Raw genomic sequence first — 24874 nt, 5'->3', positions numbered from 1 at the left:
AACTCCGTTTTGAGGTTGTTAATATTTAATTGAGTCCAAATAAAAATGGATGACCAAATTTATATAGTATCGTTCATAAGTTATAATAATCAGTGTTGCATATTAGTGAAAAAAGCCATTCAAGTCAACGAGTTATAAGGCTTTTTTGAGCTTAAAATAAAGAATATTTAAGTATTTATTTTTGACAAACGTGTTGACAAAAAATGACCTAATTCTTAAAAAATCTTTCGCACAAAATTAAAAGGAATAAACTGAATGTCTTCTCAACTTAGTAAACAAGACCTATACGAGTCTGTTAAAACCCTTGTCGAAAGCGACGCGTCACGAATCCACCTTGGTCAACATAAATTATATACGCTCTTTAGTGTGGCGTTCCAATATATGCTATTTAGATCAACAAAAGAGGCCGGTGCTTATATTATCCGAGTCCAAGACGCAAAACTTGCTCAAAAGCTTGCTCGTAAGTCAAAAGATGAATCAACGCGTAAGTTCCTTACACAACTGCAAATTCCAAGAAAAATTAAATATGGAAAATCAACTTTCTATTTAGACTTCTTTAATATTGCCAGCTGGAATATCACAAGAGATTTAAACCCGGCCAATATCAAGGGTTCTCTTATTGTACGTGATACAAGTGAAGAGTCTCCAGTTAAGCAAATCATGGCCCTACAAGCAGAAGCTGCTATGAATGAAGCAATTCTTGAAGGTCACGAAGATGCTAAGATTGATATCCCTGAGCTTCCAGAGGATTTCTATTTCACTAACCTTGTTGAAGCTGCACCAAAGAATATCTTAATTGCCTTTGATGAAGTCATGGAAGAAGGTCTATTAAGCGAATACAACTTTGAAGCAATCAACTTCCCTTTCATTAAAAAAGAAGTTCAAAAAACAATCTCTGGTGTCACAATCTCGAAAGATCTTGATTGGGACGCTATTGATGAATAGGCGCGGCATTGATTGCCCAAAGGCAATCTATTGGACGCGCCGATAGCGCACGTCGCCTGAAATGAAATATATCTTCAACAAGCCGGGTTCAAGCCCGGCTTTGTTGTCTCAGCGCTGACGAATGGGAAAGTTATCGCAAAAAAAAACGATATTTTCACGAAGTGAAAATGAGTAAAGGTTCTTTCTCATATAACCGAATCACGCGAGCTTCGCTCTTTGATTCTCTATTTATTCCGAGCCTTATTCAACTCTACACGTCTCTTAATTAAAAACAACTCATCTTTCAATTCTTTATTTGAAACGTCCAATACCCTGATCTCATTATCGAGTTCCCTAATAAATTTATCACGAATAGAGATCTCTTTCTTTAAATTCATAATTTGCGAAGGTGTATCGTTTGATATCTGTTTAGCTTTCAACAATTCTTTTAAGCGTTTATCTCGACCCATTAGCTGGGTAGCCGAAATAGTTTCGTACTTCATGTTTACGTATCTTAATTCTTTTTTAAGCAATGTTATATCTTCATTGGCTTTCTTTACAAGAGATAGCAGCTCTACACTTTTCTCATCCTGAAAATTTTTATATAAAATACTAGTAGCGTCTTTCTTTTCAAAGTCATAGAAAGATGTTGTATCAACAAAGAGGTAGCCAAGAAATAAAAACAAAATTGTAGCCTTCACGTATGCTGAGTATTTCTCAAAAAAGCTCAGAGTCCCCTCTTTTAATCGATGTTCCGAATCCGAGACAATAAGTGCAAAGACCAAAAGAAAAAAAAGAGATGGTTCAAATAGAACTAAAGGAACAACTAAGTAATATACTCGACTGAATTGACCAGTTAAATACCTTACTCTTCTGACAAAAAAGGAAGATAAAACGATGCTAGCTAAAAAAATACTAATGTATCTTATGATGTAAACAAAACCGAGAAGTGTAAGATCTTTCTTCATTCGTGAAGTTTGCTCTAGAATTACATATATATTTGCCATATGTAACTCACGCTTGAATGGAAATAAAAGCATAAAGAGCTCATGTAAAAACTGTGGTGAATATTTTCCTAATGATGAAACCAGTGTTAGAAATGTTGGAACAAGAAAAAGTCCTCCCCCTAAAAAGACCCCAATAATAAACTGCCTTCGATTTACTCTCCCTTCATAACTTATGTAAAAATCAAAAAACACTAGATCCCCCAAAGTAAGTTTCTACCTATATTATCGGCAACTTAGTGGTTCACATAAATACATTTTACTTACAAAGTAGTTCACAATGAAATTAACAGATTATATTGCGTAACTAAACTTCTTCAAAAGATAATAGTAATGATTCTAACGATAAAAAAATGAGGGCTACATAGCCCTCATATTGATATTTTGAAAATATAGAAAGTACTAATTCAACCCACTAGCATTCGGATTAAAATATTGGTCCACACTAAAGTCATAAGGACGCACAACTGACATCCCATCAAGTAGGCCAACGATATATCGAGCATATCCCTGTGCTGCATTCCCACCTGAAATATCTGCCATAATATCGGCCAAATCTACCTGTGTGAGAACTTGTGTACCTGCTAGCGTTCCATCAGACTGCATCACTGTTAACATCATTGCACCATCATTAATTAAATAGACAAAGGTTCCTGGTGTCGTCGATCGGTACGCACTATAAGATGTATAGAGATTTATTTGAGTAATAGTTGGATCAGTACTAAATGGATAGATTATATTATCAATTTCTGTAACCACTGAGTCCTTGATTTTTACAAACATATGTTTATCACCATCATCAGTATGATCATACTTAAGATAACTTATTGCCCCGTTGCTATTATCATAATTTATTTGACTCGTTCTAAGTATCTCAACAGGAACAGTCATTTCATGAATTTGGGTCGGTGCCTGTGATGATATCGCTCCAGTCGTTTCATAAATATAGGCCGTATAGTCAGTCGCTGCAGTAGGGTCTACATCAACAACATCAGCAAAGTAGATTTTTCCCCCATCCTCACCTAGAAATTCAGCCGATCTCGTATAAAGCCTAGACTCTGCAACTTGAGTATCTGTATTGATGCAAGTGAGATACTTAGTTATAGAAACAGACAGCTTAAAGCAGAAATAGGAATCATTAGAAACGACCTGATTTTCACTAAAGGTTGCAGAAGTCATTGAAGGCGGAAGAGATGTAACTTCTGAAATAATTTCATCTGCTCCCATTTGATAAATTGTCTGATTTGTTTGTGAAAAGATATAGAGATTATTATTAGCAACGCTAAACCTACGAGGATCAAGCCCAGAAGCTCCAGCAATATAATCATCAACCATTTTCGTTCCACTAACTGTTCCATCTGTAACCCATAACTCAGGTCCATTGACAGCGTCGCCACCTTTAAAATACATCTTGTTATTAAAGAGGACATTTCGTTCCCTGATATTTAAAGTACTATAGTAAGTATTTGAAACAGTTTTTAGCATCTTAGTTCCAGCAACTGTCGTATCAGTCACCCAAAGATCATAAGTTGTGGCAGTAGACTTGATGATAAAAAAGAGCTGATTTCCAACTCGATTGACAAAGATTGGATCAGACTGTGTATCACCAAAACCAGGAATTGTTGCCAGAACATTAAAGTTATTACTCTTATCAATTAGAATGATGTCGTAATTAGGAGAATTAAAACCAGCTACAATCATTCCATTAGAAAATGTGTAGTGATTTCCTACTGAGTCAGTTGCCTGCGTGTCTGGATTAGTCATCTTTGAATAAGCAAAGCTAGCATTAGGAACCTGAACCGTGTCAGCAGCTAGTCCGTAGCTTAGATAAACTTCATTACCAGATCCAGTATCGTTAATCATTAAGAATGAAAAATCTGATGTTGTAATAACCTTTCCAACTCCATCACCTGAAGGGGGAGATACATCATCATCAAAATTAAAATCGACTTGAGAAACACATGAAGTTAAAAGAAGGACAGACAAAATAAAATTTAGATATTTAATAGATACCTCTACAGATGAACATGTTACTTCTTTATCGAACTAAAATAAAAACTCTTGAAGAAAATATAAACTTTTTTCGTTACGACTTTTTCAGGAAACATTATTTATTTCCATCGTTTATGTACTATTAGATGGTTGAGACACAATTCTATACTTTAGCTGAAGAGAGTTATTAACGTTTCTTTTAGGTTGGCAACCGAATCACGCGAGCTACGCTCTTTGATTCTTGAGTCACATACATCAGTGAGTCAAAACTGCCCGTTGGGGCACTTTTGCCACACGATGCTGCAGATGACGCTAACAAAAAACTAACTTGAATAATCACTGAAACTCGTCATAATGAATTCATGGAATTTAGTATCATGGTCTCTTTCTTTGTTGCATTATTATCAGTCGTAAACCCAATTGGGGCACTTCCAATGTTTATGGGGCTTACAAAGAACCTTTCAAAAACTCAGAGAAGAAGCATGGTACGAGTCTGCTCAATTGCAGTATTTGTAACTTTAATTATCTCCCTTTTTCTTGGAAAAAAAATCTTGGGCTTTTTTGGGATTTCAATTGGTGCCTTCACAGTCGGTGGAGGAATTCTGATTTTCTCAATGGCAACTTCCATGATCAATGCCAAGGATGTTGAATCTAAACTGACTCAGGAAGAGATGGATGATGACTCTATTAGAGAGGTTGGAATTGTACCACTCGCTATTCCTCTACTTGCTGGACCTGGAGCTATTTCCACGACAATTATTTACGCACAAAACCTGTCCTCACCAATTGACTGGGCCCTAAGTATTCCAATCATTTTCTTAGCTGTACTTTGTATCTATATCGCTCTTATTAATGCAAATCGTATTAGTGAGAAAGTTGGCCAATTGGGAGTTAATGTCACAACACGAGTTATGGGACTTTTCCTCCTAGCAATGTCAGTAGAGATGATAACAAATGGACTTGCTTCGATCCTACCAATTCTAAAGGCCAAGCTTTAGAGCATAACTCACTGCATACGCCTTTCTTGACCGAAGATTTTATATTCTTTAGAATTAAGCTTCATGTTTATAATTAAGAGCTTACTTACTATATTTATCACACTCTCCCTTGCTCATGCGACTAACCATCAAGCAATTGAAGCGAAGTGGTTATCCCTTTCAAAAGAATTTAACTTAGACCCAAATAAGCACGGCTTCTGCTATATTTATCAAGGTCAAGTTTATGGCAAGAATGCACACTTAAAGGGCCGCCTAGCATCGACAAGTAAACCCATTACCTCACTTATGGCAATCGAAACATTAGGCCCAAATTTTCAATATGAAACAAGAGTCTACTCGAATGGAGACAGCATTCACCTAGAGGGATCAAATGATGGGATGTTTAGTGAAGAGAAAATCTTTTATTTAATTGCAGCACTGAATGCAAATGGAATCACAAAACTCAATACCATTAGCTTTGATGACAACACTCCTATTTTTGCTATCGCCCTAAGGCCATATATGAGTATGAGTGAAGCCTGGTATTCAAAAGAATATAATATTGAGCAACTGCAAGAGTACTTTAACCTGAGTCGTAATAAGAAAATTCAAATAAGACTAAAAGAGTTCTTACAAAAAACGGGAGAAGACAGGCTTAAGGAATTGGGCCTTCCGTTAAAGGCTTCAGCTTATCAGATGAAAGTAAATAAGGTTGTCTTTGCTGAATCAAATCCTCTTAAGGAAATTAAATCAACTTACTTAATTAAGTCTCCAGGCCTGCTTACTTATTTAAAGTTTCAAAACTCTGTCTCACATAATTGGCTATCAGATATTACTTATAAGAGCTATGGTGCACAGAAATACTCTAGCTGGTTCTTACAAAACCTAGTCGAAGAAAAACTTGGAAACGACTACTATCAAAAGAGAATTGGATTTAGTGAAAATGAAGCAAATATAAAGCTATATACGGGCTCAGGACTTGATTCTAAAATTGACGGCAAAAGAGTTGATAACTACGCCACCTGTGCCATTGTCTTAAGTTCATATATCGCGCTTGAAAACAGCTTACACCAGACAGGTAATTCAATTGAACATATTCTTCCTATTGCAGGTGTTGATATTGGAACCCTTTCAAAGAGACTAAATTCACAAAGAAACCTTGGTTCCATTTTTGCGAAAACAGGTACCCTCATGAACACAAAGTCATTAGCAGGTAAAATTTCAACACAACAAGGCCCAGTCTTCTTTGGCCACTTTCATCATGTATTTAAAGCAAATGGCCGAAATCAATATAATGCTAAGATTGTTCAAGACCTTATGACAGAGTTTATGATTGAGGAATTTGGTGGTGCAAAGAAAATAAAGAATTATATGAAACCAAGACCTTTCATCCCACTTGAAGGCACGGTAGAAGAAATCTAAATGAATAAGACAGTAATCCCAATCGTCATCTTACTTATTGGACTTGCCACTTATATTTCTAACGAAAGTACAAAGTCCGATCAAGAAAAGTTTCAAGAACCAACTCCTATTACTGCAATTGAATCTTCAGTTGTAAAAAAGCAAGCGGCATTAAAAAGGCCTTCAAAAATAATCTCTAAAAAAGATGAGGCCAATCATAAGCTCCTAGGAGCAATGGCCGACGAACGTGAAGACTTAATAATTCAAGCTTTAAATAGTGGTGCAAATCCTAATCTCATCTTTAACAACAGACAATTCACCATGGCCATGGACAAGAGCTTAAATTGCAATCCAAACGTTTTAAAAGCTCTAATTAAAGCAGGTGCCGATCTTAAACTAAAAGATACGCATGGAAAAAGCGCAATGGATTATGCAAGAAGAAATGGTAGCGCTGAGTGTATAAAAATCTTAAGTGATGCTGGTGTGAACTAAAAAGAAAATTGGGCCTTGGTTTTTACTTTAAGAAGAAAAGATAGGATTTTAGAACAAGAGAAAAAAACAGATTCCTGTTTTTCAGCATGGCCGGTAGAAGTAATATTGGGACTCTTATTAAAGAACCAAGGCCGTCCAACCATTGATACTATTAATAAAGCAATGAGCGTGCCAAGTTTTCTACTCACCAAAGCAACAGCCTTCCTAATAATATCAACAACTTAATAATGGAGCAAAAAGGTCACTGAGGTCAAAATGAACTCGTTTGGCAAATCGCAGAAAGGGTTCAAAATGCACACCGCGCCGCATCGTTCGTATATCTTGTGAGTACTTATGATAAGAATTTAGATAGAACAGGATTTAATTTTGAAATGATTGTCTCAGCTTCTTGCGAGAATGGAGAAAGAGAGAATCGAATAACGTTAGTAGCGGCCTCATCACTTAGGTCGTAGGCCTTTGCAATACGTGAAGGCTTGATAATACCAGACGCACAAGCTGAGCCACTAGAAGCACAAATTCCGGCCATATCTAATGCCATCATAACAGTGTTGATATTCTTATTATGTACACTGAAGAAAATTGTAGTGGCATTTCTTTTTTTTGCCTTAGCACCAATTAAAGTTATATTTGATCCAAAGTTTTCAACTAACCATTTTTCAATCTCATCTTTTACACCTTGAGTTCTTTCAATATTTGAATGTGAAAGATTGTAGTCGAGTGCAAGATTAATTGTATAAACACTAAAGGCATTCTCAGTTCCTGAGCGCATTGCCTTTTGTTGGCCACCACCACGAATTAATGGAGTCCAACTCGCCTCTTTTGAAACAAGAGTAAAGCCGACACCTTTTAGTGCGCCAAATTTGTGACCAGAGAAAGTATAGTAGTCAAGGCCAAGAGTTAGCTGATCCCAGTCCTTGATCTTTCCAACAACTTGTACACAATCAACATGAACACAAGCGCCAGTTTCTTCTTTGACTTTTAAAACCTCATCAAGATCCCACACGACACCATTCTCATTATTCACATAAGTGAAGTTAATGAGTTTCTCACCTTCACACTTGTTTAAAGCTTGAATGACTTCTTGTGTATCAAAATCACCACTATGTGTTTTTAACACGTGAAAGGTACCACCAAGAAGCTCTACATGCTCTTTCTGATTAACCATGCTCGAGTGATCGACATCAAAGCAGAAGACATGAAAACTACTTTTAGCTTTTAGAGCATTGAAGCAGAAGCCTTTTACAACACTATTAATGGCCTCTGTAGCACCTGAGTGAAAGAAGACATCATACTTAGTCGCATTGAAAGTATCTTGAATCTTTTTAATGGTTTGATTGATTAGAGATTTTGATTTTTTTCCCACCTGGTGAATCGAAGCTGGATTACCAAAGTAGACGGCCCCCTCGCAAAGCCAGTCTTGGACTGGTTTAACTAAGGGGGCCGTAGCATTATAATCTAAGTAGAGATAATTATTGATTAATTTCACCTAAACCTGATCTAATTCCTGAAGCGTACTCGCTAAATGCACTTTCAGTTGAAGTGTTCTGAGTAGCAGCTTCTACAGTTTGAGTAGTTTGCTCATTAGAAGTTTCTTCACCTCTAACTTCTGACTCAACCTCACCTGATTTTCTTACAAGGTCACCTAAAGAAGTTGTCGTTAGGTATTCGCTCATAATGAAACCAAGGTTTTGAAAGTAGTTCTTAGACAGGTGGAATTCAACAGTGCTTGCTTGCTCTGCTTCTGTTCCAAGAATGTCTTTAGCTGGATTGATATTCTCTCCAACACATTCAAGAACGTCTTTAATTGTGATTTCTTCCATTGAACGAGCAAGAACATAACCACCACCTGGTCCTCTTACTGACTTAACAGCTTGGCCATTTCTTAGCTTTCTGAAAAGTTGCTCAAGGTAGTGAAGTGAAATGTTTTGTCTTTCTGAAATTTCCTGAAGTCTTACAGGGTTTCCGTTGCTGTGAGTAGTTAGGTCAAGCATTGCTCTAACTGCGTAGCGTCCTTTCGAAGTGAGTCTCATTGGTCTTCCTCCATAAATCCAAATGTTAAATAAAAAAATAGTTTTAAAACTTTAAGCAATTAAATTGTGTGCTAATTAAGGACTCGCATTCCGTGCTATCCTTTCAAGTGAAAGATTTATTCCGTTAAAATCTTTCTCCTAAATATTATGTCAGCCCACAAGTCTTAAAGTCAACTTGATTTAATCAATTATTATAAAAAAATATTTTTTCTTTACTACAGCTCATAGAACACGACAAAAAGTCAATAATATCTGTATGTTAGAAAAAATTTAGAAGAGGATGACAAGATATGCCAAACAGACTTAATCGGTTATTTCTGCCCACTTGTTAGAAGATGTTAAAAAATAATTTTCTTTAAAAAATAGTTTCGAGAGGCACTCTCTTCATCTTCTTTTTTGTCGTTGGTTTCAATGCTTAATTGAAAATAATTGAAATCATCAGATAGCTCGCGGTAAATATCTCTGATGTAATCCTTACCCCATTCAACAAGAAAGTATTTTTTCTCATCTAAGTACATTGCTAACTCGAGATGGATAATTTCTTCAGCTGAATCAAGACGGTAAAAGTCAGCATGGACAATATCGCCACAGTCGTTGATAAGGGAATATGTTGGAGAACCTGACTTGTCTTCACCCAGGAAGACATTAGTGAATGTCGTCTTACCAGCACCAACAGGGCCATCAAGAATAACAACTGATGGCTCACTTAATGATTCTTTTAACTCGACAATAATATTTGAAATATCACTTTGGTAAACTTTTTTCCAATGCCTAACATCTTGATAGTCAAACAACAGGTGCTCCTTAGAATTAATTGCTTAGATATTTATTTTCCACGATAAAGATCAATACGCAATCAAAGGCAAACCATACCTTACTTAACTGGATGGTTTCTAAATAAATTTAACATATCCTTAGTAACATTTGAGATTCCACTAAATACGGCCTGAGACACAATCCAGTGTCCAATATTGTATTCAGCAAATAAACCTTGCTCTAAAAGAGGTCTAACACTCTCCATTGTTAGGCCATGGCCCGCATGAAATGCAACACCAGAACCTTCAAGAGACTTGAAACAATCGACATAGCTATTTAGGTGTGGATTAAGATCACCTTCTTTAAGAAAGTCGATAGCATAAGCACCAGTATGGATCTCAACAGCATCGGCCTTAAGTTCGATGGCCTTCTTCATCACCTCAGTCGAAGCTTCAACAAAGAGTGAAATCTTTGTTTTTGGAGAATGTTCTCTAAGATATGACATTGTTTGAGAAACTTTGTCATAATTCGCAGAAGATAGATCTAGGCCACCCTCAGTTGTCTTCTCTTCCCTCTTTTCAGGAACAAGACAAATCCAATCAGGTTTAAAGTCTGCTGCAATTTCAACAATCTCTTTAGCACAGCCGATTTCAAGATTGAGTGGTTTCTCAAAACGCTTTGTTACGGCCATAACACTTGTTAAGTCAGTGTCTTGAATATGTCTTCTATCTTCACGTAAGTGAATTGTAATTTGATCAGCACCGGCCATTAAAACATCTTGGGCGGCATTTGCAACACTTGGGTAGCCTTCATCTCTTTGTTGTCTAAGAGTTGCTACGTGGTCAATATTTACACCAAGTCTTGGAATCATTTTATCAGTCATTATGCAATTTCCTTTTTAAGAGCGCTTACAAGACGATCACAAACAGCATTGATTTTGTCTTCACAACGTCCTTCAACCATAACACGTGCTAGAGGCTCAGTTCCTGAGTATCGGAAAATCACGCGTCCTTCTTCACCTAATTCTTCTTCACAGGCCTTAAGCTCTGCTGCAAAAGTAGGCATCTCTTCAACCTTCTTCTTCTGAGAAACAGAAACATTCTTTAAAACTTGTGGGTATAGTTCAACTTCTTGAGATAACTCATTAATCGACTTCTTAAAGAAGTAAGTCGCCTCAATTGACTTAAGGGCCGCTAGAGTTCCATCTCCTGTTGTGGCATGTTCTAGGAAGATAATATGACCAGAAGGTTCTCCACCAAGAAGGGCATTCTCACTTCTCATATATTCCATAATATAGCGATCACCTACTGCTGTACGGTGAAACTTAAGGCCAAGTTTTTTCAAGTAATTTTCAAGGCCAAGGTTTGACATAATTGTCCCAACAACAGTGTCACCTTTTTTAAGCTTACCTTGCTCAAGTAAAAGTTTAGCGAAGATACCAATAAGCTTGTCGCCTTTAATAAGACCACCATCTTTATCGATGACTTGAATACGATCAGCATCTCCATCAAGACAAAATCCCATATCTGCACGAAGCTTTACAACTTCTTGGCTTGCAAGTGTTGGGTGTAAGCTTCCACAATTTAAATTAATATTTTGACCATTAGGATTTACTCCCAGTGGAAATACTTCTGCACCTAGTTCACTCATTACAAGAGGAGCTACTTTATAACTAGCACCATTTGCACAATCAACAACAACACGCATACCTGTTAGGTCGCACTCCTCATCAATTGCAGACTTAACGTGAACAACGTAGCGTCCTTCAACACCTTCAAGTCTCTTTGCGCGTCCAATTTCGGCCCCAACCTTAGGTGGGATCAGCTTAGGATTAAGAACTAGTTCCTCAAGCTCTAATTCAACTTCATCAGGTAGCTTAAACCCATGAGCATCAAATAATTTAATTCCATTATCATCGTAATCATTATGTGAAGCAGAGATCATAACCCCTGCATCTGCACGCATTGAAGTTGTTACAAAAGCAACACCTGGTGTAGGTAGAGGCCCTGTAAAGATCACGCGGCCACCTTGTGAAAGAACACCTGCTGAGAATGCTTGTTCAATCATATAACAACTAAGTCTAGTGTCTTTACCAACGATGATCAGCGGTGTTTTCTTATTTTTATTCTTCTTTTGGAAGTAAAATGTAACGGCACGGCCAAGGGCCGTCGCGATTTCTGGAACCATAGGATAAATATTTGCCTTACCTCTAATTCCGTCTGTTCCAAATAATTTTCTTTCTGTCATTATCTACTCACTTTAATTATTTCTGGGTGTATTTTTAATAAATGAACGTCTTCAGGGAGCTCTGCCCTTAAACGAATATCAGCACTTCTTCCCATATCAGAAGGAATCTCTGCATAGACCTTAACTTCACTCGCCTTTATATCATCTCGGCCTGTCGTTAGTACATCTAAAGAGACTTTTCTAATTCGAGAGCGAAACTTTATATTTGGCGCAATAAATAAGATTGGGATATTCTTTAAGGTTAAATTAGCCTTTTGCGGTCTAATATCATACTTGAAGTTAAGTGTATCACTTTCACCGTAGCGAAGAAACTCAGGAAGATCTTCAAGCTGAATTGGAACCTCTCCTTGACCAGATAATTCTGATAGGTCAATAAGACGAGTCTTAACCTGCCCAACAGTTCTCATGATGTCACGGGCCCCCTCAATTTTAATCTTAGAGCGATTAATTGAAGAAGAAATAAGCTTGAGTTCCTTTGGAAGGTTATTCATATAATTGACCTTAATCGGAACATTTTTATAAATTAACTTATCTAACTTAATCGTTAAGTGCTTTGGCTTAATATCCACGACCTCAACACCAAATGGAACAATTAGGTCAGTCTCACTAATTGAGTACTTCACTTGTTTTGTCGAGCGATTAACTTTCATCTTCTTTAAGTCAACTTGTAGTTTTAAGTGATCATCACCATGAAAGTCTTTTAGGAATGCACGGGCCCCTTTTAAAGTCACGTGAATCTCTTTTGCCGAAACCGAGGTAACATCCATGCTTGTCGCAGGAAGAACATCTAGGTTGTATATTCTCTCCGTTGTAATTGGCTCAGAGTTTACAACATAGAACCATAAGAAGATGGCCAAGATAATACTTAGTAGAGTTAGTAGTTGATTTTGAATTAATTCAAATAAGTTATTATTTTTAATTTTCTTTAACATCTTATGCCTGCCCTACGATTTGAGATTGTAGATCAAGTCTCTTTCCTGCCCACGCCTTCTTAAGCATCATGCGCAGCTCATTTTCATTGTGAGAATAGAAGAATTGGCCATTGATACATAATTTAATCTTACCAGTCTCTTCACTAACGATGATAACGATAGCGTCAGATACTTCAGAAACTCCAAGGGCAGCACGGTGGCGCGTCCCAAAGTGGCGGTCAATTTCAATATTCTTAGAAAGTGGCAAGAAACAACCGGCAGCTAAGATCTTTCCATCTCTCAAAATAATTGCGCCATCGTGAAGTGGTGAGATTGTTTGAAAGATCGAGTAGATAAGATCGGAGTGAATGGTCGCATCGATAATTGTTCCAGTATCAATATAATTTTGTAGGCCATTTTTTCTTTCAATTACAATAAGTGCACCCGTTCTCTCTTTTGAAAGGGCCGTTACACTCTTTATGACTTCTTCGATGTCATAATTTACTGGAGAACGATCAAAGAAGTTAAACATCTTTTTTCCGGTCCCAACAGTTGCAAGAGCAGCTCTTAGCTGATCTTGAAAGATAACGATGAAGATAATGAAGATATAATCAAAGAAGTGCTCAAGAATCCAATTTACCGTATAGAGATTATACTTAATCCCCAGTGTATAAAGAACAGCGAGAAAAACCATACCAAGTAGAACTTGAATGGCCCTCGTCCCTTTTACGATCTTAAGAACCTGATAGATCATAAGAGCGACAATGCCCATGTCGAAAAAATCTTTAATGCTTAATTGCTTTAGTAGCGTTGAAAATAATGTCATAATATATAAGTTGCTAAATATTTAAAATGTTTGGAGTTTAATGATGCCTATAAAAACGCAGATAGTAAACACATCAGGTGAAGGCTTTTACGACATAACTGGAGAGATCCGACAATGCCTTAGAGATCTGGACCCAAAGAGCACTGATGGTATCCTAGTGTGTCAAATTCAACACACCAGTGCCGCGTTGTGCATCAATGAAGCGTTTGATCCTAGTGCCAAGCTCGATATGGAGAACTTCCTAAAGCATCTGGCCCCAAGAAACCTCTCTTTCATTACTCACACAGCAGAAGGAGCTGATGACTCTCCCTCTCATATGAAGTCTATACTGATGCAAACATCGCTTACATTAATCGTTGAAAATGGTGAACTTGAGATCGGCCGCTGGTCAGGAATTTATCTTTGTGAGTTTCGAGATGCGCCTCATACGAGGAAAGTGAAAGTGAAATTTATGCAGGGATAATACAAGGGCCTCAAAAATGAGGCCCAAGCACTATATAGTTTTGTTTGTGTTTTATTAAATCAAATAGTTTAATGAATTATTTTGTTGATTCGTAGATTGCTTTGAATCCGTCGAAATCTCTTGCAGCGATTTCAGCAAGCATCTTTCTGTTGATTTCAACATTGTTCTTCTTAAGCTGTCCCATGAACTTTGAATAAGAAGTACCAAGAAGCTTAGCAGCTGCAGAAATACGTACGATCCAAAGTCTTCTCATATCTCTTTTAAGAAGTCTTCTACCGATGTATCTGTAGTGTAATGCTCTTTTTACTGTTTCAGAAGCGTGATAGTATTTAGTTCTTCTTGAAAAGTGAAACCCTTTCGCTAATTTAAGAACCTTATTTCTTCTCGCTCTTGCTTTAAAACCTCTTCTAACTCTAGACATAATTTACTCCATTTTTTTGACGTTTGGGGACCAAGTGAATGGTTCTTTCGTTCTTTCCCAAAAATCAGGTTAAAAAAACAATTTTGTCGATTTAAAGTTTCGACCAACTCAATCTTTTTTTTGAATCGCTTGCGCTTAGAAAATTAAGCGTAAGGTAGACATCTCTTTACACGAGCAACATCTGAAGCGTGAACGTAGTCAGTTTTACCTGCTCTTTTCTTCGCATCAGTTGGCTTCTTTTCAAGAATGTGTCTTAGGTTAGCTCTTTTTCTTTTGAACTTTCCGTTACCTACTGGCTTAAATCTTTTAGCAACAGCTCTTCTAGTCTTCATTTTTGGCATTTTATACTCCTTGAATTTTACTCACCTTAAGGCAAGTCGAGAATTCAACAAAATACAACAAAACTATAAGTGCATATTTGTATCAGGTTTACTCACTTAATGCAAAGAATAATCGATAAATTGAAAAAAAATATCAAGGACTTAGGAAGGGAGAAAGACGAGTACCCGACGCAAAATCGGGCACTTACAAGTACTAATTACTTAGCTTTCTTAACAGGGGCAACAATTGTGATAATACGATTCCCCATCATTTTGATTGGAGACTCGATTGCTGCACCAGCTTCTTCGCAAACACCATTTAAGATTGTTTCGAATTTCTCTTTCCCCATATCTTTATAGGCCATTTCACGACCTCTAAATTGCATAACGAATTTTACCTTGTCTCCACCCTCTAGGAACTTATGCGCTCTCTTAAGTTTCGTTTCAAGATCGTGTGCTTCAATATTTGGACGTAATTGAATTTCTTTTAGCTGAACTTTGGCCTGCTTCTTCTTAGCTTCAGCAGCCTTCTTTTGAAGAGCATACTTATACTTCCCGTAGTCCATTAGCTTTACAACTGGTGGTTTAGCTGTTGGAGCAATCTCGATTAGGTCAACTCCAAGTTCATCCGCAATTTCGCGCGCTCTATCAATTGATACAACTCCATATTGCTCATCATCACTCATTAGTCGACATTCTGAAATTCTAATTTGCTCGTTAATTCTCGGGCCTCTTTCTTTTCTTGCCCTTCCACCTCTAAAATTGTTGCTAATAAATCACCTCCGGAAATAAACCAATTATTAGCGAATCAGTTATTTTCAATAATTACAATTCTAATGGCTGGCCACTAGGATTGCAAACATAACAAAAAATATACCCACAGTATACATTATTGAATGAGATATTTCTCATAAAATGACAGATATTGCCCGCCATGAGACGTAATTCTTATAAAATACTCCTCAGATAAGCAAAGGTCAGTATATATATTCTTAATTCTCGTATAGTCTTTTAGTTTTTCAACTCCAAATTCACAACTCTCAAGCTCTCCTGCGTGAAGATCAAAGCTCTCAAGGTGCTTATTTTGAAGATTTCCAATCATTGGAACGCCAACTCTATAATTTTCAAGATTTTCATCGGCAAAAACAAAGAGCTCATCACTTTTAAAATGAATAAGCTGCCCATGAACAATCTCAGACATAAGTCTTGCAGCATTTGCAAAGAGTTTTGAAAAGTCCTCTTCCCAAGGCCCTACGGCCAATCTGATATTACCAATTTGGCGTTTAACTAACTTTGTTTCCATCATCTAATCCTTATGTCCTTCATCATCTGGCTCCATATGAATCAAGATATCAACATCGCGACAATAATCTTTTAACATCACTCTTAAACGGTCTTCAACAGTGTGTGCTATATCATGGGCCTCTCCAAGGGAGAGGTCAGGCTCAAGAAGCAGGTGAAAATCTATTTGCATCCAAGTAGAGTTTCCACGAGCACGAAAGTTATGAATGTCACGAACATACTTTATATCTTCTAGAGAGGAAATATACTTATCTTTCAAGATAGGGGCCACATCTAAAAGGTCGTTTAAATTCTCAAGAGTAATCTGAATACCCAGATAGATCAAATAAAGAATAATTAAACCACCAACAATATAATCGATTAAGTAAACTTCAAAGTAAGCAGCAACAATTGAGATCAGAACACCAAAGCTAATAATCATATCACCAAAAGTGTGATTGCTATCTGCTGTTAAGATTTGAGAGTTTAGCTCGCGCCCTTTGCGTCCCTCATATGAAGAGACCCAAAAGCTCATAACCATTGAAATAATAATAGAAAGAACGGGTATTGGACCAAATAGGCCATACTTTGTCTGCATTCCCATAATGAGGTCATGATAATCAAGACCTAGCTTGATTGCCGAACCAAAGAGCATAAAAGCAATAATAAGGGCACCAAGGTTTTCAAATTTATGATGACCGTAATTATGCCTGCGATCACGTGGTTTTGAAGCAAGTGCGATTGTCACAATACCAAGTAGGTTTGATGTTCCATCAAAGACAGATTCAATCCCGGATGAACGAAGTGAGATGAAATTAAATTCGATACCTGCAAAAATCTTAATAAGAGCAACAGTTAAATTTAAAAAGAAAGTAATAATTAAAACTTTCTTGATTTCTTTTTCTCTCTTAGATAACTCTAAATGCAAAAGATCTCCTATTTAGACAACTTTGAAGTTTAACTTCAGTTGATCTTTCAATGTTTTCTCAGTCGATTGGATAAACTCATCAAGCTTTGCTCTATTTGCAATGACATACGAATTGTCCTCGTAACCAAGAACTCCAATTTGTTCAAAGTAAGTAAGGGCCGTCTTCATAAGCTCGACATTCTGACTTTCAGCAAAACGGATAATACGTTGGCTAAGGATTTCAGCTTTAAAAACGTCAACAAAGCGCTTCATATAGTCAGCGGCCTTAAAATGATCAACCCCGTCCTTTTGAAAGCTCTCAAGAGTAAGCGCTGAAACAAAGTAGGCTTCATTAATATATGTTAGACTTCGAGCAAAAAGGCTTAGCTTTGAAGCGACCTCGTATAAGTCTTTATTTGTAAACTCGATTGCATCTTGTAGATTTGTTATCTCTCTTCCAACAGCATTGCTTAGAATACGAAGCGTCTTAGCATAGTACTCTTTTACAGTTGGTAGGTAGAATTCCATCTTAAGCATATCTCTTTGCTTTACAAAGAATGCCTTGAGGTCATCGACATTATCAATCTCACCACTAAAGACATTGAACCAAGCTAGTGAAATTGTCCAAGGAATGATGAAGTGGTGAACAATAGTATTCTTAAAGAATAAAAGCTCGCCGCGACAGTTTTTCTTAATTGCATAAAAAAGTGACGTCCCTTCACTTTGGCCAATGACATCAACTTTGTTATTTCCAATTAGAATATCCATAGCTCGTCCTATGGAATCCTCTAATTTACTGGCCTTAAGCCCTTCGGTAAAAGGAATATCATATTGCTGGCAATACTCTAAAATCGCCTGTGCTTTTAAAATAATATCATTCCACTTCAGTGCACCACTAGGCTCATCTAATAGAATTAAAACTAAGAGATTAGTTGGCGTAATCACCATTTCATCCCCAACACTTCTAAAGCATTTAAAAGCAAGCTCTCTTACATTAAGCTTATTCTGTTCTGGGTCATCAAGCTTATGGGCATATTGTGGTTTACCGAGAGAGATATGAATCTTCCCAAATTGATAGGCCATAAGTTTAAAGAGGCCAAACAGTTGTCCCGTTGACTCTTTCACTTTCTTTCCACCCATCATCTCTTTTGCGAGGGCCTTCTGTTCAGGAACATATTCATGAGCAATACTAACTGGAACAAAAGCAAGTCCCCTTTCCTTTGCATCTGGAAGATGAGAATGAGCCTCAAGTAACATTTGATAAAGGCCATACTTTGGCGGTCTAAGTTTTCCAGACCTCGTCCTTCCACCTTCGAAGAAGAACTCGATTGGTTCCTTGCGCTTTAAAAGAGCAAAGAGATATGCTTCCATCGTAAATTTATAGAGAATATCATTTTGAAAGCTTCTACGAATAAAGAAGCAACCTGACTTTCTAAAAATCTTACCAATTGGAAAAATATTTAAGTTATCACCACCAGCAACGTAGAGCATGCGCTTATATTGCTTAAAGAATTTATAATTAATTGCAATATAGTCAGCATGAGACTGATGGTTTGGAACAAGAACTACACTTGCCTCTTCTAAAAGTGCATTGAGGTCTGTTTCATTTTCATTGAAGCTTACTCCATCGTATAGACGAGGAAGAGTAGCATCAAAGAACTTTGCCATCGACTTTAGATATGATGGAGAATAGTCTGCCTTCATTTCATTGAAGTTGGCGACAACCTTCTTTTTCGTTAGAGCTGGATTATCACTTTCTTCAATTCTTTTTATAAGTTTTGGATAACTTAATAAGTCGTCAAGAACACTGTTTCCCATATTCTAAGGCCTTTCTTATCTTTTTCCGTGTGGCTTACTTTCGGCCATTCCCGATGAAGACATTTCCATAAATAGTGCTGCTTCACTCATATTTACAAGTTTATCAACACCAAGATAAGTCATTCCAGAACGGATACCACCTGTTAATTCATTGATGATTCCTTCGGCAGGTCCCTTACATGGAATCATTGTATCAACACCTTCTGCGGCCATACCTTTTGGAAGCTCTCCACGCCATGAAACTTGCGCGGCCTTCGATGCCATCCCACGATACTCTTTCATTCCGCCTTTAACTTCACCTGGAGTTTCAAGTGCTCCTGATAAGAGAGAGCCTGCCATACAAGAGCTAGCACCAGCACTAAGTGCTTTCACCATATCACCAGAGTTCTTTAGGCCACCGTCAGCGATAACTGGGATTCCGGCCTTCTGTGCTTCAGCAACACACATTGCAATGGCCGTTAACTGAGGAACACCGTGTCCAGTGATAATTCTTGTTGTGCACATACTTCCAGGTCCAATTCCAACCTTAACAGCATCTGCACCTTTATCAATCATGCGCTTAACTCCATCAGGAGTTGCAACATTTCCTGCGATCACATCGATTTGCGGATAATTCTTTTTAATATACTCAAGAACCTCCATCATCATGATTGAGTCACCATGTGCGATATCAACAGTAAGAATTTCAACCCCAAGGGCCGCAAGAAGATCTGCTCTTTTCTTACCTTCTTCCTTAACACCAACAGATGCTGCAATTGGAAGGTTGATTGAATGTTCTTTAAAATAATTTTGGATTGCTTTAACGTCTTCAACTTGCTGCTCAGGAGACATAAAACGGTGAAGGATACCAACACCACCTAAGCGTCCCATCTCCATTGCCATTTCAGGTCCTGTAACCGTGTCCATATTGGCAGCAATAATTGGGATATCAATTGAATGATTCTTAGTGATCTTTGTCTTAAGATCAGTGTGTCTACGAGAAGAAATTTCTGAATATCTCGGAACTAATAAAACATCGTCAAAAGTTAGACCTTTTCCACGAGTAAGAATACCATTTGCTTTGAATGTTAAATCCATCAATCTCCCCTAAATCTAGAAACTTGTGTGCGTTATAACGACGAAATAATAACATTGTCGAAATAACACGCACAAGGTAATTTTTAGAGTTTATCTTCAGGATCTAGTGGATCTACTTGAAGGTATACAGACGAAATCGCGATGAAATGAATGCGATAAAATCTTCGTCCTGTGTCATACTTCCAAACACAGCAGAGTATGCCGAGCCTAAATCAAATCGTTGTGTAATTTGGCCACGAGAATCAATATAGTAAACAGTCTTGCCAACAGTTGTTACAACTAACCCATCCTTCCAAACGGCCAGTGAAGAAACTGCGAGTTCATCGACTTTAATTCGCTTTACTTCATTAAAAGACGAATCAATATAGATAACTTCACCATTTACGCTACCAAATGCAGCAAGCTTACCACCGTCAACGAGAACGCCTTTACGGTTTGATTGAAAAGCAAGTTTCTTATAAAGAACACCCGACTTTAGATCAATAACTTCCATTTTATCATCAACTGAACCAACAACTAGTTTAGAATTAAAAATTGTTGGTCTCATATCAACGTCAACAAACTTCTGACCAGCGCTCATGCGTCTTTCCCACAGAACTTGCCCTTCTTCTAGAGAGAAGCAAATAAAGTAGCCATCAGCAAAGCCAGCATAGACTTTATTACCAGAGATTAAAGCAGTAGATGTTCGTTGAACTGTTGAGTAATAAGGAACAGATCTCTTATATGACCAAATGACTCTTCCAGTATAGGCGTCGATATTAAAGAGCTTATGATTTCTTGTATGAACAAAAAGTCTACCATTGTGAACAACAGGAGTTGAATCAACACCAGCATCTAAATCAAACTCATATGCTAGCTCACCCTTATTAAAGTCGTAAGCATAGACACGACCAGTATTGTCTCCGAAGATCAATAGGTTTTCGTAAACAATTGGAGCACTTGTCATCTGACCTTTAATATTTAAAGTCCATAGAAGTCTGCCAGTTTCAACATTGTAAGCATTAAAGTGACCACGGCCATCAGCTGCAAATAATTGGCCATCGTGAATTAAAGGCGAGGCCAGAGAAATAGGAAGATTTCCACTCTCGTAACTTGGCTCTAAATTCTTTGCCCAAGCTAGTGTAAGAGGTTTCTTCTCTAACTTATCTGCTGATAACTTAGTCGTCACACTGTTTAGTGTTGAACAAGAAGTAAGAAGAATGGCCACAGTCGTGGCCGTTAGAATTTTTATCATAAAATTACTTAATTTTTGCTAAATAGCTCTTCGCTAGTGATTTGTAGACATTTTGAGTTGTAAGAGTCAGAACCTTATCAAAGTGAGCTTTCGCCTTTGCCATGTCATTCTTTAAGAAATACATACGCCCTAGATCAAGTTCGACACGACCCATTGTCAGATTATTTTCATTATTCTTAAGCTCTGTTAAAGATGCAATTGCACCATCAATATCATTAAGATCTTCTTGAACTACGGCCTTTCTTAAATTAACAAAGTATGACTGTAGAGAAGTTCCTGGCTGCATCTTTGTAAGAATATCTAGTGCAATTTTGTTCTCACCTTTATTAGTAAGGTAATCAACTGCAAGTAGGCTTGTTGCAAATGAAGCTGAAGTACTTGCATAGTCATTTAAAAGAAGTCCTAGCTCTGCACTCATTGCCGCAGCATCTAGTCCACCTTCTTGATATTTCTTTAAAGACCCTTGCTCAAATTGATAGAAAGCAGTTGCTGCCTTTTCATTAGTTTGTGCTTTTGTGTAAGAAAAGATTCCGTACCCACCAATGGCAGCTACAATTAAGAGAATCAGTCCTAGAAATAAAGCTTTGTTTTGAGCGATAAACGCTCCAAGCTCTGTTGAATTTAATTCAGAATTTAGGCCTTCATTTGGCGCTACCTGTGTTGTCATCCATTACCCTCTGGTTAAAAATTTTTATCATTTTAATAAAGAAGATTGAAAGTTGTCAAAAATACATGAGTATTGTTAAAATATATTTACTCATAATTAGGAAAAAGGAAAATTACGCACCATGAAAAGGATTTCACTAGTAATAGCAGCTTTTATTATCTCTTTTAACACTCTAGCACTGGAACGTGTTGGACGCTTGGGAATTGGCTTCTCAAATACTGTTAATGATAATATTCCATCACTTTCAATTAAAGTTCAACGCAGCACAACGTTTGCTTATGGTGCAATTTTTGGCGTAAACACTTCTGAAAACGGTGGTTGGCACGGTGGAGTTCGTCTCTATCGCAATATCTTTGATGAACCATACCTAACTTTCTATGCGGTAGGGGCCGCAGTTTTACTAAATAATAAAAACCCTGGCCAAGACTCAGACTCAGGCTTTCAGGGGGATCTAGGATTTGGAACCGAGTTCTCATTTCAAGGTGTAGACAGTATTGGCTTCAGTACTGAATTCGGTATTCGTTTTGAAAATATTGATGAATTTGAAGTGACGACAATGGGTGAACACTTTATTACTGCTGGTTTCCACTTCTATTTATAAGACTAGATTAAATTACGGACAAATTAATGTTTAAAAATAAAATTATACTCTTCATTACATTACTATGCCTTCAAGGACTTTCACTGGCCCAGGAAGGAATGGTCGGTGCAGATGATGACCTCAATATCGGTGGCGATATCTTTTCAGACTTCAACGAAGATCTTGAAGAGTCGCAAATCTATGAAGATGAGCGCTATTATAAGTATGGACGCTTCTTCTCATTTTCAATGGCCATCGGCTACACGACTTGGTCAGGAAATCGTGGAATGTTATATGAAGACCTACCGCCTACTTTTGGCCTAACAATTCAATACTTTTCAGATTTTCAATCAGCTTGGAATATTGGGTTTGCCTATTCTAAACACAACATCACACTAACTTATCCAACTCAAGGAATTCAGCAGTTTCCAACTTCAGTTGATATCTCGATGCTTAGATTCTACTTTGGATATCGTTACTATATCGATACCTCAAACCTTGGAACGGCCATCACATACTCAAACCCTTATTTAACAGCAAGATTTGAGTATTGGTATGAACAAGAAAAGATCGCAAACCAAGATGGTGAAGTAGAAGACTCTTATGGAGGCGTTGGGATTGCGCTTGGTGGTGGACTTGAGTTCCCTATTAAAATAAAAGAATCATACGTAAATGTTGAGGCACTGGTTCACTCAGTTGCCCTGCAAGATGTACGTACTATTAAATATGCTCCTGCTACAAAGGGTGGCCCAGGGGTGAGTGACCTGAGTGGTTTTGCATTCACTCTTATGGTTGGGTATGTTTGGAATTGGTAACGCATCCGCTGCAAAATGATTAATAATCATTTTGAGCGGTGCGTGCGCAGTTGCCTGCAATGACGTAGTATCATTAATCTCAACGAGCTTTAGCGAGTTGATGATTGCAAAGCGCAAGAGAACTGCGAGAACGTTCCTATTGCTCCAGAGGCAACAAAATCGACATAAACGTCGATTTGTTGGATAAGCTTATGAGCTAAAGAGTGGGGAGCTAACACCGCATCATATCTTGCTTACGCAAGATGCTGCGGTTGTTTTGAGCGGTGCGTGCGCAGTTGCCTGCAATGACGTAGTATCATTAATCTCAACGAGCTTTAGAGAGTTGATGATTGCAAAGCGCAAACTTAATATGCACCATTAAAAGCGGTGCGAACCAAAGTAAAACACAAAAAGAAATAAATAACACAACAAGGATAGTTAAATGAACAGATTAAACTCAGACTTAGGTTGGCTAGTACTAAGAGTTTCAACAGCACTAATGATGCTATTAGCTCACGGATGGGGAAAGCTTGCTAACTTCACAACTCTATTAACAAAATTCCCGGACCCAATTGGCCTAGGAATTCCATTTTCATTAACAGCAACAGTTTTTGCAGAAGTATTTTGTCAGGCCTTCATTATCGTTGGTTTTAAAACTCGTTGGTTTGCAGCGATCTCTGCAGTAACAATGCTAGTTGCAGCATTTGTTATTCACGGAAATGATCCATTTGCTTCTAAAGAAAAGGCCCTACTTTATGCCGTAGCATATATTGCAATTTTCTTTTCTAACGGTGGAAAGTACTCAGTTAAAGCATAATACTTCTAATATAGGGGAAGAGGTCACTGGCCACACTTCCCCTAACACCTTCTTCATTTTCATATAACAAATCAGCGGCCCGTCCATGCACCCAAACCCCAAGACAAGCGGCTTCTTCTAAACTTAATCCTTGCGCCAAAAAACTTCCAATAATGCCAGCAAGAATATCTCCTGTACCGGCCATTGCAAGGACTGGGTTACCAGTTTTATTCTCATAAACGACATTCTGCGAAGCCACTAAAGTCTCATGGCCCTTGAGAACACAAGTGCTTGAAAATTTCATAATTTTCTTTACCGATGATAGGCGATGTTTTGAAACTTCTTCTCGCGGGACATTAAGAAGTCTTGCCGCCTCACCTTCATGTGGCGTGATAACAGTATTTACTAATTTCATTGTACTCTGGGCCTGTGATAAGAACCAGAGGGCGTCGGCGTCCACGACTTTCTTATGAGTGAGATGACAAAAGTGATCCCATATGAATTTGGCCCATTCATCTCGGCCAAGGCCAGGGCCAAGGACAACACTTGTAGCCTTCTCTAAAATGGCGTTAGCGTGAGCAAGGCCTCTTTCATTAGCATCAATTCCTCGAACCATAAGCTCTGGACGTCCAGCGAGAATACCAGACACACTTGCCTTCCTAGTGAGTACACTTACCATTCCCGCTCCTGATCTAAGAGCACCTTCTGCAGCAAGCCTTGCAGCACCGGCATATCCTAAATTGCCACCAATAACTACAACATGACCAAAGCTATACTTATTGGCATCCTTATCCATTACAGGAAGTTTTCTTAAAAGAGAAAAAGGAAAGTCATTACTCATACCTTCACATATCGGAAAGTATCGATAAGGTACACGCCATCTTTTTGAAATTAAGAAATATTAAGACAAATTAAGAGAATTCTTTTTGAAAGTTTTAACAAAAAGGCCCTTTACT

At 37.7% G+C, this 24874-nt stretch carries 28 protein-coding genes; 9 read left to right on the top strand and 19 right to left on the bottom strand.

Annotation, left to right across the window (positions count from 1 at the left end; translation table 11 throughout):
- The first annotated feature begins 255 nt into the window (after window positions 1-255).
- Window positions 256-945, top strand: a complete 690-nt coding sequence (locus ABMA78_RS12405; RefSeq protein WP_392860450.1) for a hypothetical protein — start codon at window positions 256-258, stop codon at window positions 943-945.
- Window positions 946-1169: 224 nt separating this feature from the next.
- Here ABMA78_RS12405 and ABMA78_RS12400 read toward each other — a convergent pair whose 3' ends face one another.
- Entirely contained in the window at window positions 1170-2123 is a 954-nt protein-coding gene (locus tag ABMA78_RS12400) for a hypothetical protein (RefSeq protein ID WP_392860448.1), read from the bottom strand.
- Window positions 2124-2330: 207 nt separating this feature from the next.
- Entirely contained in the window at window positions 2331-3914 is a 1584-nt protein-coding gene (locus ABMA78_RS12395) for a hypothetical protein (RefSeq protein ID WP_392860447.1), read from the bottom strand.
- 368 nt (window positions 3915-4282) lie between these two features.
- Here ABMA78_RS12395 and ABMA78_RS12390 point away from each other — a divergent pair, with 368 nt between their 5' ends.
- The 4 genes from ABMA78_RS12390 to ABMA78_RS12375 all read left to right on the top strand — a co-directional run bounded on the left by ABMA78_RS12390 (window position 4283) and on the right by ABMA78_RS12375 (window position 7015).
- Complete coding sequence (locus ABMA78_RS12390; RefSeq protein WP_392860445.1) at window positions 4283-4918, top strand: MarC family protein; 636 nt, start codon at window positions 4283-4285, stop codon at window positions 4916-4918.
- A gap of 63 nt (window positions 4919-4981) precedes the next feature.
- Entirely contained in the window at window positions 4982-6319 is a 1338-nt protein-coding gene (locus tag ABMA78_RS12385; protein WP_392860444.1) for a D-alanyl-D-alanine carboxypeptidase, read from the top strand.
- Window positions 6320-6790 carry an ankyrin repeat domain-containing protein gene (locus ABMA78_RS12380; protein ID WP_392860443.1) on the top strand — a complete coding sequence of 157 codons (471 nt, stop codon included), beginning with the start codon at window positions 6320-6322 and terminating at the stop codon, window positions 6788-6790.
- A gap of 15 nt (window positions 6791-6805) precedes the next feature.
- Window positions 6806-7015: a hypothetical protein gene (locus tag ABMA78_RS12375; protein ID WP_392860441.1), complete on the top strand. Its 210-nt coding sequence runs from the start codon at window positions 6806-6808 to the stop codon at window positions 7013-7015.
- 106 nt (window positions 7016-7121) lie between these two features.
- Here the strand turns inward: ABMA78_RS12375 and ABMA78_RS12370 are convergent, their stop codons facing one another.
- The 7 genes from ABMA78_RS12370 to cdaA form a co-directional block, all read right to left on the bottom strand.
- Window positions 7122-8276, bottom strand: a complete 1155-nt coding sequence (locus ABMA78_RS12370; protein ID WP_392860439.1) for a cysteine desulfurase family protein — start codon at window positions 8274-8276, stop codon at window positions 7122-7124.
- Window positions 8260-8820, bottom strand: coding sequence for an Rrf2 family transcriptional regulator (locus tag ABMA78_RS12365; RefSeq protein WP_392860438.1), 561 nt, complete (start codon window positions 8818-8820; stop codon window positions 8260-8262). The genes ABMA78_RS12370 and ABMA78_RS12365 overlap by 17 nt, the downstream gene beginning before the upstream one ends.
- Before the next feature lie 338 nt (window positions 8821-9158).
- On the bottom strand, window positions 9159-9614 hold the full coding sequence (locus tag ABMA78_RS12360) for a tRNA (adenosine(37)-N6)-threonylcarbamoyltransferase complex ATPase subunit type 1 TsaE (RefSeq protein WP_392860437.1): 456 nt from the start codon (window positions 9612-9614) through the stop codon (window positions 9159-9161).
- A gap of 80 nt (window positions 9615-9694) precedes the next feature.
- Window positions 9695-10459: a pyridoxine 5'-phosphate synthase gene (locus ABMA78_RS12355; RefSeq protein ID WP_392860436.1), complete on the bottom strand. Its 765-nt coding sequence runs from the start codon at window positions 10457-10459 to the stop codon at window positions 9695-9697.
- Window positions 10459-11823, bottom strand: coding sequence for a phosphoglucosamine mutase (gene glmM / locus ABMA78_RS12350; protein WP_392860434.1), 1365 nt, complete (start codon window positions 11821-11823; stop codon window positions 10459-10461). The genes ABMA78_RS12355 and glmM overlap by 1 nt, the downstream gene beginning before the upstream one ends.
- Window positions 11823-12755: a YbbR-like domain-containing protein gene (locus ABMA78_RS12345; RefSeq protein WP_392860432.1), complete on the bottom strand. Its 933-nt coding sequence runs from the start codon at window positions 12753-12755 to the stop codon at window positions 11823-11825. Before ABMA78_RS12345 ends, glmM begins: the two co-directional genes overlap by 1 nt.
- 1 nt (window position 12756) lies before the next feature.
- Window positions 12757-13560: a diadenylate cyclase CdaA gene (gene cdaA / locus ABMA78_RS12340; protein ID WP_392860431.1), complete on the bottom strand. Its 804-nt coding sequence runs from the start codon at window positions 13558-13560 to the stop codon at window positions 12757-12759.
- A gap of 40 nt (window positions 13561-13600) precedes the next feature.
- Between cdaA and ABMA78_RS12335 the strand changes: the two genes are divergently transcribed.
- Window positions 13601-14023, top strand: a complete 423-nt coding sequence (locus tag ABMA78_RS12335) for a secondary thiamine-phosphate synthase enzyme YjbQ (RefSeq protein WP_392860430.1) — start codon at window positions 13601-13603, stop codon at window positions 14021-14023.
- A gap of 76 nt (window positions 14024-14099) precedes the next feature.
- Here the strand turns inward: ABMA78_RS12335 and rplT are convergent, their stop codons facing one another.
- From rplT to ABMA78_RS12290, 9 genes are all read right to left on the bottom strand, one after another.
- Window positions 14100-14444 (bottom strand): 50S ribosomal protein L20, encoded by a 345-nt coding sequence (rplT, locus tag ABMA78_RS12330; protein ID WP_021267308.1) that lies wholly within the window; start codon window positions 14442-14444, stop codon window positions 14100-14102.
- Window positions 14445-14587: 143 nt separating this feature from the next.
- Complete coding sequence (gene rpmI, locus ABMA78_RS12325) at window positions 14588-14785, bottom strand: 50S ribosomal protein L35 (protein WP_021267185.1); 198 nt, start codon at window positions 14783-14785, stop codon at window positions 14588-14590.
- A 197-nt stretch (window positions 14786-14982) separates the two neighbouring features.
- Window positions 14983-15537, bottom strand: a complete 555-nt coding sequence (gene infC / locus ABMA78_RS12320; RefSeq protein ID WP_392861018.1) for a translation initiation factor IF-3 — start codon at window positions 15535-15537, stop codon at window positions 14983-14985.
- A 116-nt stretch (window positions 15538-15653) separates the two neighbouring features.
- Window positions 15654-16067, bottom strand: a complete 414-nt coding sequence (locus tag ABMA78_RS12315; protein ID WP_392860428.1) for a hypothetical protein — start codon at window positions 16065-16067, stop codon at window positions 15654-15656.
- A gap of 3 nt (window positions 16068-16070) precedes the next feature.
- Window positions 16071-16973 (bottom strand): cation diffusion facilitator family transporter, encoded by a 903-nt coding sequence (locus ABMA78_RS12310; protein ID WP_392860426.1) that lies wholly within the window; start codon window positions 16971-16973, stop codon window positions 16071-16073.
- 12 nt (window positions 16974-16985) lie between these two features.
- A complete protein-coding gene (locus ABMA78_RS12305; RefSeq protein WP_392860425.1) occupies window positions 16986-18770 on the bottom strand; it encodes a 1-acyl-sn-glycerol-3-phosphate acyltransferase in 1785 nt (594 codons plus the stop codon).
- A 15-nt stretch (window positions 18771-18785) separates the two neighbouring features.
- Window positions 18786-19847 carry a guanosine monophosphate reductase gene (locus tag ABMA78_RS12300; protein ID WP_392860423.1) on the bottom strand — a complete coding sequence of 354 codons (1062 nt, stop codon included), beginning with the start codon at window positions 19845-19847 and terminating at the stop codon, window positions 18786-18788.
- Window positions 19848-19959: 112 nt separating this feature from the next.
- Window positions 19960-21081 carry a PQQ-binding-like beta-propeller repeat protein gene (locus ABMA78_RS12295; RefSeq protein WP_392860421.1) on the bottom strand — a complete coding sequence of 374 codons (1122 nt, stop codon included), beginning with the start codon at window positions 21079-21081 and terminating at the stop codon, window positions 19960-19962.
- 4 nt (window positions 21082-21085) lie between these two features.
- The gene (locus tag ABMA78_RS12290; protein ID WP_392860419.1) at window positions 21086-21748 is read right to left on the bottom strand and encodes a tetratricopeptide repeat protein; all 663 of its coding nucleotides are present in this window, start codon (window positions 21746-21748) and stop codon (window positions 21086-21088) included.
- A gap of 121 nt (window positions 21749-21869) precedes the next feature.
- Between ABMA78_RS12290 and ABMA78_RS12285 the strand changes: the two genes are divergently transcribed.
- From ABMA78_RS12285 to ABMA78_RS12275, 3 genes are all read left to right on the top strand, one after another.
- On the top strand, window positions 21870-22349 hold the full coding sequence (locus tag ABMA78_RS12285; protein WP_392860418.1) for a hypothetical protein: 480 nt from the start codon (window positions 21870-21872) through the stop codon (window positions 22347-22349).
- A 26-nt stretch (window positions 22350-22375) separates the two neighbouring features.
- On the top strand, window positions 22376-23143 hold the full coding sequence (locus ABMA78_RS12280) for a hypothetical protein (RefSeq protein ID WP_392860417.1): 768 nt from the start codon (window positions 22376-22378) through the stop codon (window positions 23141-23143).
- Window positions 23144-23564: 421 nt separating this feature from the next.
- Window positions 23565-23939 carry a DoxX family protein gene (locus ABMA78_RS12275; RefSeq protein WP_392860415.1) on the top strand — a complete coding sequence of 125 codons (375 nt, stop codon included), beginning with the start codon at window positions 23565-23567 and terminating at the stop codon, window positions 23937-23939.
- Here the strand turns inward: ABMA78_RS12275 and ABMA78_RS12270 are convergent.
- Window positions 23929-24759: an NAD(P)H-hydrate dehydratase gene (locus tag ABMA78_RS12270; RefSeq protein ID WP_392860414.1), complete on the bottom strand. Its 831-nt coding sequence runs from the start codon at window positions 24757-24759 to the stop codon at window positions 23929-23931. The two genes, ABMA78_RS12275 and ABMA78_RS12270, sit on opposite strands and share 11 nt — an antisense overlap.
- Between the last annotated feature and the right edge of the window lie 115 nt (window positions 24760-24874).

The sequence above is a fragment of the Halobacteriovorax sp. RZ-2 genome (genome assembly GCF_043196685.1).
GTDB lineage: Bacteria > Bdellovibrionota > Bacteriovoracia > Bacteriovoracales > Bacteriovoracaceae > Halobacteriovorax_A.
This window is presented reverse-complemented; position numbering and strand designations above follow the sequence as displayed.

Coding starts and splice junctions, on each gene's coding strand:
- ABMA78_RS12335 (WP_392860430.1), top strand. CDS start 13,601: ATGATGCCTATAAAAACGCAGATAGTAAACACATCAGGTGAAGGCTTT.
- ABMA78_RS12380 (WP_392860443.1), top strand. CDS start 6,320: ATGAATAAGACAGTAATCCCAATCGTCATCTTACTTATTGGACTTGCC.
- ABMA78_RS12305 (WP_392860425.1), bottom strand. CDS start 18,770: ATGGGAAACAGTGTTCTTGACGACTTATTAAGTTATCCAAAACTTATA.
- ABMA78_RS12385 (WP_392860444.1), top strand. CDS start 4,982: ATGTTTATAATTAAGAGCTTACTTACTATATTTATCACACTCTCCCTT.
- rplT (WP_021267308.1), bottom strand. CDS start 14,444: ATGTCTAGAGTTAGAAGAGGTTTTAAAGCAAGAGCGAGAAGAAATAAG.
- ABMA78_RS12285 (WP_392860418.1), top strand. CDS start 21,870: ATGAAAAGGATTTCACTAGTAATAGCAGCTTTTATTATCTCTTTTAAC.
- ABMA78_RS12270 (WP_392860414.1), bottom strand. CDS start 24,759: ATGAGTAATGACTTTCCTTTTTCTCTTTTAAGAAAACTTCCTGTAATG.
- glmM (WP_392860434.1), bottom strand. CDS start 11,823: ATGACAGAAAGAAAATTATTTGGAACAGACGGAATTAGAGGTAAGGCA.
- ABMA78_RS12355 (WP_392860436.1), bottom strand. CDS start 10,459: ATGACTGATAAAATGATTCCAAGACTTGGTGTAAATATTGACCACGTA.
- ABMA78_RS12275 (WP_392860415.1), top strand. CDS start 23,565: ATGAACAGATTAAACTCAGACTTAGGTTGGCTAGTACTAAGAGTTTCA.
- ABMA78_RS12290 (WP_392860419.1), bottom strand. CDS start 21,748: ATGACAACACAGGTAGCGCCAAATGAAGGCCTAAATTCTGAATTAAAT.
- ABMA78_RS12280 (WP_392860417.1), top strand. CDS start 22,376: ATGTTTAAAAATAAAATTATACTCTTCATTACATTACTATGCCTTCAA.
- ABMA78_RS12405 (WP_392860450.1), top strand. CDS start 256: ATGTCTTCTCAACTTAGTAAACAAGACCTATACGAGTCTGTTAAAACC.
- ABMA78_RS12295 (WP_392860421.1), bottom strand. CDS start 21,081: ATGATAAAAATTCTAACGGCCACGACTGTGGCCATTCTTCTTACTTCT.
- ABMA78_RS12315 (WP_392860428.1), bottom strand. CDS start 16,067: ATGGAAACAAAGTTAGTTAAACGCCAAATTGGTAATATCAGATTGGCC.
- ABMA78_RS12345 (WP_392860432.1), bottom strand. CDS start 12,755: ATGTTAAAGAAAATTAAAAATAATAACTTATTTGAATTAATTCAAAAT.
- cdaA (WP_392860431.1), bottom strand. CDS start 13,560: ATGACATTATTTTCAACGCTACTAAAGCAATTAAGCATTAAAGATTTT.
- rpmI (WP_021267185.1), bottom strand. CDS start 14,785: ATGCCAAAAATGAAGACTAGAAGAGCTGTTGCTAAAAGATTTAAGCCA.
- ABMA78_RS12300 (WP_392860423.1), bottom strand. CDS start 19,847: ATGGATTTAACATTCAAAGCAAATGGTATTCTTACTCGTGGAAAAGGT.
- ABMA78_RS12365 (WP_392860438.1), bottom strand. CDS start 8,820: ATGAGACTCACTTCGAAAGGACGCTACGCAGTTAGAGCAATGCTTGAC.
- ABMA78_RS12390 (WP_392860445.1), top strand. CDS start 4,283: ATGGAATTTAGTATCATGGTCTCTTTCTTTGTTGCATTATTATCAGTC.